This window comes from Streptomyces anandii JCM 4720 (assembly GCF_014650655.1).
Lineage (GTDB): Bacteria > Actinomycetota > Actinomycetes > Streptomycetales > Streptomycetaceae > Streptomyces > Streptomyces anandii.
This window is the reverse complement of record NZ_BMVJ01000006.1, coordinates 182,263-187,232: the sequence shown is the minus strand read 5'-3', so window position 1 is coordinate 187,232 and position 4,970 is coordinate 182,263. Positions and strand designations below refer to the sequence as shown.

The following is a 4,970-nucleotide window of genomic DNA, read 5'->3' as shown; positions in this document are numbered from 1 at the left end:
GAAGGTCGACCTGGTCAACGACGGCAAGGCCCCGGTGGTCGAGGAGCGCATCGGCGAGCTCATCGCCGACGTGGTGCGGACCGGGGCGCTGCGCGCCACCGGCGACGTCCGCGAGGCGGTCCTGGGCAGCGAGGTGTCGCTGGTCTGCGTGGGCACCCCCTCGGAGCCCAACGGGAGCCTGTGCACCACGTACCTGGAGCGGGTCACCGAGCAGATCGGCGCGGTGCTCGCCGAGCGGGGCGGCCGGCACACCGTCGTGTACCGCAGCACCATGCTCCCGGGCACCTGTCTGAACCTGCTGGTGCCGATCCTGGAGAAGTACGTCGGCGGCACGGCCGGGGTGGACTTCGGGGTCGCGGTCAACCCGGAGTTCCTGCGCGAGGGCACGAGCGTGCGGGACTTCTTCGATCCGCCCAAGACCGTCATCGGAGAACTCGACCCGGCCAGCGGCGACGTGGTGGCGTCGCTCTACGAGAGCCTGCCCGGCGAGGTGTTCCGGGTGCCGGTCCCGACGGCCGAGGCGATCAAGTACGCGGACAACGCCTTCCACGGCCTCAAGATCGGCTTCGCGAACGAGCTGGGCGCGGTGTGCCATGCGCTCGGGGTGGACTCGCACCAGGTGATGGACGTGTTCCTGGCCGACCGCAAGCTCAACGTCAGCCCCGCCTATCTGCGGCCCGGCTTCGCCTTCGGCGGCTCCTGCCTGCCCAAGGACCTGCGCAGCCTCGTCCACGCGGCGCAGCGGGCCGACGTCTCGGTGCCCATCCTCTCCCATGTGCTGCCCTCCAACTCGGCCCATCTGCAACGGGCGGTGGAGCTGGTCGAGCGCACCGGCAAGCGCCGGGCGGGCCTGTTCGGGCTGTCCTTCAAACCCGGCACCGACGACCTGCGCGAGAGCCCGCTCGTCGAACTGGCGGAAAGGCTCCACGGCAAGGGGTACGACCTGCGGATCTACGACGCCAACGTGAGCCTGTCGAGGCTGCTCGGCGCGAACCGCGAGTACATCGAGACCCGGCTGCCGCACCTCGCGCAGCTCCTCGCGGACTCCGTCGACGAGGTGCTGGAGCACGCCGAGGTGTGCCTGGTGGGGACCAAGGACCCGGCGGTGCTGTCGGCGCTGCCCCATGGCGGGGGCCCGGTGCTCATCGATCTCGTCCGCCTTCCCGACGCCGAGGCGCGCCGGGCCGAACCGGGGTACGTGGGCCTTGCCTGGTGACGCGAGCAGCGGTGAGGGGACGGGGCGGCGCGCGCTGGTCCTCGTGGAGAACCTGTCGGTGCCCTTCGACCGGCGGGTGTGGCAGGAGTGCACGACGCTGCGCGACGCGGGCTGGGAGGTGCACGTCATCTGCCCGCGCGGCAGCAAGCGGGACACGGAGCCGGAGGCGGAGATCGACGGGGTGCGGATCCACCGCTACCCGCTGCGCGCGGCCACCGGAGGACCGGCCGGCTATCTGCGGGAGTACGGCTCGGCGCTGTGGCACACGGCGCGGCTGGCCCGCAGGGTCGGCCCGGTCGACGTGGTGCACGCCTGCAACCCGCCCGACCTGCTGTTCCTGCCCGCCCTGTGGCTGAAGCGGCGCGGCGCGCGGTTCGTCTTCGACCAGCACGACCTGGTGCCCGAGCTGTACCTCTCCCGGTTCGGCCGCGGCGAGGACCTGCTCTACCGGGCGGTGTGCGCGCTGGAGCGGATGACGTACCGGGCCGCGGACGTCGTGATCGCCACGAACGAGAGCTACAAGGACGTCGCGGTACGCCGTGGCGGCCGGCGTCCCGAGGACGTGTTCGTGGTGCGCAGCGCGCCCCAGACCGACCGGTTCCGGCCGGTGCCGCCGGAACCGGAGCTGAAGCGCGGCAAGCCCCATCTGCTGTGCTACCTCGGCGTCATGGGCCCCCAGGACGGCGTCGACTACGCCCTGCGGGCGCTCGCCAAGCTGCGCGACGAGCTCGGACGTACCGACTGGCACGCGGTGTTCGTCGGCGCCGGCGACGCCTTCGACGCGATGGTGGAGCTGTCCGGGCGGCTCGGGCTCGGCGACCAGGTGCAGTTCACCGGGCGCGTTCCGGACGCCGACCTGGTGCGCTACCTGTCCACCGCGGACGTGTGCCTCTCCCCCGACCCGCGCAATCCGCTCAACGACGTCTCGACCATGAACAAGGTCCTGGAGTACATGGCGATGGGCCGGCCGATCGTCTCCTTCGACCTGAAGGAGGCCCGCGTCTCCGCCGGTGACGCCGCCGTCTACGCGCCCGCCAACGACGAGGCCGCGTTCGCCAAGCTCGTCGCGCTGCTGCTGGACGATCCCGGTCAGCGGGCCCGGATGGGCAGGACCGGCCAGGAACGGATCACCGGGCGGCTCTCCTGGCGCAACTCGCAGAAACAGCTGCTCGCCGCGTACGCCGCCGCCTGCCGTGACCGCGCCGCGGCGCCGGCGGGCGACCCTGCCCGGACAGGAGGCGACAGCACCATTGAGCGATGACACGATACGCCTGGTCACCATCGGGAGGATGCTCCGTCGGCGCCGGCGGATCCTCGCGATCCTCACCCTGCTGGGCGCGCTCGCCGGCTACGGCACCTCGGTGCTGCTCCCGCCGCGCTACACCGCCACGACGTCCGTACTGCTGCCCGGTCAGTGGGAGCAGCGCGAGCTGCTGACCCAGGCGGAGATCGCGAGCAGTTCGACGGTGGTCGACCGCGCCGCCGTCACGCTGCACTGGAGCGGCGTCAGCGCGGGCGAGCTGCACGGCCAGGTCAGCGCCAAGGCCACCGACGGCAACATCATCAAGGTCTCGGGCACCGCCGACACCCCGGAGCGCGCGCAGCGGCTCTCCGACCAGGTGGCCCAGCAGTTCGTCTCCTTCGCCGCGCAGATCGCGGGCAACAGCACCGACTCCGACGCCTCCGCGGGTCCCGAGGCGCTGCGGCAGCAGGTGGAGCAGACCAACCGCAGCATCAGCGACCTGGCCGGCGCCTCCGATCCGGGGCGGACCGTGGAGAGCGTGCAGGCCCGCACCGAGCTGGAGAAGCTGCGCACCGCGCTGCAGGACGCCATGAAGAAGCTGGACGAGGCCGACCCGGTGACCAACAAGGGCGGCATGGTCGTCATGGGCCCGGCGGCCCGGCCGACCGGTGAGGCGCCCCCGACGAGGACGCAGCTGATCGCCGCCGGGGCGCTGCTGTTCCTCCTGGCCGGGGTCATCGGCCATCTGGTCGCCGCCCGGGCGAACCGCCGGCCGCGCACCGAGGCGGAGATCGCCGCGGCGCTGGGTTCGGCGGTGCTGGGCACCGTGGACGTACCCGCCGAACGGTCCGCGCGCCGGCCGGAGGGACGTGGCGCGCGGGCCCGGCTCCGGCGGCTGCTGGGCGTCGACACCCGGTGGGACGTGCCGGCCCCGCGGACGTCGGGCGACGAGGCCGGACGGCGGATCCGCTACCGGCGGGTGTGCGCCCGCCTCCGGGACCGGTTGCCGCCTCCCCGGCGGCTGCTGGTCGTCGTACCGGACGGCGACGACATCGCGCGCCGGGCCGCCGGGCAGCTCTCCGCCGAGGCCGACAGGGGCCCCGCCCCGAGCTCTTCGAGCAAGGGGTATCCCGCGCTGCGGGTGGTGGAGGTCTCGGCGTCCCGGCCGACGGTGCCGGACCGCGGCGCCGAGGCCGGCGTCCTGGTCGTGCTCAGCGCGGGGAGCCGGACCGCCGAGGAGCTCGCCGGCATCGCCGAGGCGTGCGCGGACGGCGGGCACGACATCGTCGGCGTCGTCGTCGCCGGCGCGGTACGGGCCCGTCCGGCGCGGCCGGCCGGGCCTCCCGCGGAGGACGCCGACGCGGCGCTCGCGGGTCACGCCCACGCGAGCGGAGGTCCGGTGTGACGATGCCCCACACTCCCCAGTCACCGGCCGCCGCTCCGCTGCTGGACCTTCAGTCGCTGGTGGTCTCGGTGCGCAGGCGCCGCCGCCTGTGGACCGCCATGGCCCTGCTGGGCCTGCTGATCGGCGCGGCCGTGGCCGTGCTGCTGCCTGCGCCGCCGACCGCGGTGACCAAGGTGCTGGTCGCCCACCAGGAGGACCAGCCGAACGACACCGGAACACTGATCCGCACCGACGTCCAGGTGCTGGGGACCACACGGATCGCGGCCAGAGCCCTCAAGACCCTCAAGTCATCCGAGAAACCGGAGGACTTCCTCCAGGAGTACCGCGGGACGGGCCTGACCAACAACGTGCTGCAGATCGAGGTGACGGGCGACAGCGACGCGGACGCGGTGGCCCGGGCCAAGGCGCTGGCCGACGCGTTCGTCGCGGACCACGTGGAGCGGATGCTGGCGGAGGCGAAGGCCGAGGCGCAGGCCCTGCTCGACCAGCGCGACCGTATGCGGAACGAACTCGCCCAGGTCAACAAGTCGATCGGGAACCGGGCGCCGGACGGCGACCCCAAGGCGTCGGCGGCCATCGAGTCGCTCTTCGCCCGCCGGGCCGAACTCAACTCCCGCATCGCCGACTTCGACCAGCGCGCCGCGGAGGCGCGCACCGGCACGCCCAAGGTGGCCGCCGGCACGCAGATCGTGGACGACCCGCGTCTGGTACCGCACTCCCTGCCCAAGGCCGCGGCCACCGACGCGGCGGTCGGGCTCGTCCTCGGGCTCGTCCTCGGACTGGCGGTGGCGGCGGTCGGCACGGTGGTCGCGGACCGCCCGGTGCTGCGCCGGGACATCGCGGCGAACCTGGGCGCCTCGGTCGTCGCGGAGCTGCGCCGTACGCCCCGCCGGACGGCCTGGCCGCGGGGCAGGCGGACCCGGGCGGCCGGCGAACGGCTCACCGGGACCCTGGCCCGCGCCGTGCGCGGCTCGGCGGAACCGGTGTCACTGCTGGAACTGGGCTGTGCGCGCAGCACCGGCGTGATCGCCCTGAACCTCGCGAGGGCGCTGGCCGCGGACGGCCCGGTGGCCGTCGTCGACGGCCTGCCCGGTCAGGAACTCGCC

Annotated in this window: 4 protein-coding genes; all 4 read left to right on the top strand. The window is 73.7% G+C overall.

Going from position 1 to position 4,970, the window contains the following annotated elements:
- On the top strand, positions 1 to 1,216 hold a 1,216-nt coding region (locus IE249_RS13585), incomplete at its 5' end, for a nucleotide sugar dehydrogenase (protein WP_229858369.1).
- Positions 1,206 to 2,477, top strand: coding sequence for a glycosyltransferase family 4 protein (locus tag IE249_RS13580; protein WP_189705064.1), 1,272 nt, complete (start codon positions 1,206 to 1,208; stop codon positions 2,475 to 2,477). The genes IE249_RS13585 and IE249_RS13580, both read left to right, overlap by 11 nt.
- A complete protein-coding gene (locus tag IE249_RS13575; protein WP_189705063.1) occupies positions 2,467 to 3,864 on the top strand; it encodes a Wzz/FepE/Etk N-terminal domain-containing protein in 1,398 nt (465 codons plus the stop codon). The genes IE249_RS13580 and IE249_RS13575 overlap by 11 nt, the downstream gene beginning before the upstream one ends.
- A 2-nt stretch (positions 3,865 to 3,866) precedes the next feature.
- On the top strand, positions 3,867 to 4,970 hold a 1,104-nt coding region (locus IE249_RS13570; protein ID WP_229858462.1), incomplete at its 3' end, for a Wzz/FepE/Etk N-terminal domain-containing protein.